We start from the raw sequence: 1350 nt of genomic DNA on the forward strand, positions 1-1350 counted from the left end.
GCATCGTTTGTCCTCCAGAGGCATCACATCTTACCCGCGTCGCTTTGCGCACGCCAGGTCCACTTCGGGAAGTTATTTCTCACTCGTTCCTTAGCAGGGTACTCTTGCGCCGCCGGCACCCCTGGGCTTGCTCCCGCAGCCCGTCGCGCTTGGCAGGAGCCGGTTGGCGTGAAGAGCCTTCGGAAACTCGAAGGTTCCCCGAAGATTGATGCCATCGCGATAAGGCACGACACGAACTGCCTATCGCCCCGAAAAGGCGGCCGAATCGGCCGACATCTTAACTTTGTGTCGCCTAAACGCCATATAAGCCCGCATTCAAACCGCGTGGAGTAACCAATGAAGCACTTAGATGGGCCCGCTCGTTTCGAATATTGCGAATTCGATTGTTTCGAATTACTATGGACTCTCAGGGTACGATCCGGGGACTTCCATGCACGCAACCATCACCAATACCGCGCTGCCATCAGCAGACGAAAGTGCCATCGCTCGGGAATCGAGCCGCAGCCTGGCGGTGGCCTTGGACAGCCGATCCGATACGCAGCAGTTCGATTTCAAGACTGACAATGGCGAGTTGCATAGCGTCACCTTGCCCACCTCTGCGCTGAGGCTTCTCGTTGAGGTTCTAGCGGAAATCGGCCAAGGGAACGCCGTCTCTATTATTCCAATTCACGCCGAGTTGACGACGCAAGAGGCGGCGGACCTGCTTAACGTCTCTCGGCCATACTTGGTCCAGCTTCTGGAGAAGGGCGACATTCCGTTCCGCAAAGTCAACACGCATCGGCGCGTCCTCTACCAGGACGTTGTCAGCTACAAGCAGCGCATTGATAGCGAGCGACGCAAGGCACTAGACGAACTCGCAGCCCAGGCCCAAGAGCTGGACATGGGCTATTGAGCATGGCTTCCAACTTCGCTGTAGTCTACGATGCCTGCGTTCTCTATCCTGCTCCGCTGCGCGATCTGCTGATGCGGCTCGCGCTGACCGACCTGTACCGTGCCAAGTGGACGAATCAAATCCATGACGAGTGGATTCGCAACCTCCTCGCGCGGCGGCCGGAGCTTTCCGCAAATCGCCTTGCTAACACGCGCGAACTGATGAACCGAAGTGTTCGCGATTCGCTCGTTAGCGGTTATGAGCACCTTATTGAGTCCATTACGTTGCCGGACCCTGACGATCGACATGTGGTTGCGGCTGCAATTCATGGGTGCGGGAGACCGCCGATGAATGGGCCGGCGGGTTCCAACCGGAGGCAGGCGCGCGCTTAGGAACGAGTGAGAAATAACTTCCCGAAGTGGACCTGGCGTGCGCAAAGCGACGCGGGTAAGATGTGATGCCTCTGGAGGACAAACGAT

General features: G+C 57.6%; 1 protein-coding gene and 1 pseudogene. Both read left to right on the plus strand.

Features of this window, described 5'->3' with window-relative positions; genetic code table 11:
* The first annotated feature begins 430 nt into the window (after positions 1-430).
* Positions 431-892, plus strand: coding sequence for an excisionase family DNA-binding protein (locus tag A3A5_RS0122420; RefSeq protein WP_026201015.1), 462 nt, complete (start codon positions 431-433; stop codon positions 890-892).
* Between the two features lie 2 nt (positions 893-894).
* Positions 895-1200: pseudogene (locus A3A5_RS42060) on the plus strand (PIN domain-containing protein); the annotation flags it as partial.
* Positions 1201-1350: the final 150 nt, after the last annotated feature.

Source organism: Cupriavidus sp. UYPR2.512 (assembly GCF_000379565.1).
Taxonomy (GTDB): domain Bacteria; phylum Pseudomonadota; class Gammaproteobacteria; order Burkholderiales; family Burkholderiaceae; genus Cupriavidus.

Coding starts and splice junctions, on each gene's coding strand:
- A3A5_RS0122420 (WP_026201015.1), top strand. CDS start 431: ATGCACGCAACCATCACCAATACCGCGCTGCCATCAGCAGACGAAAGT.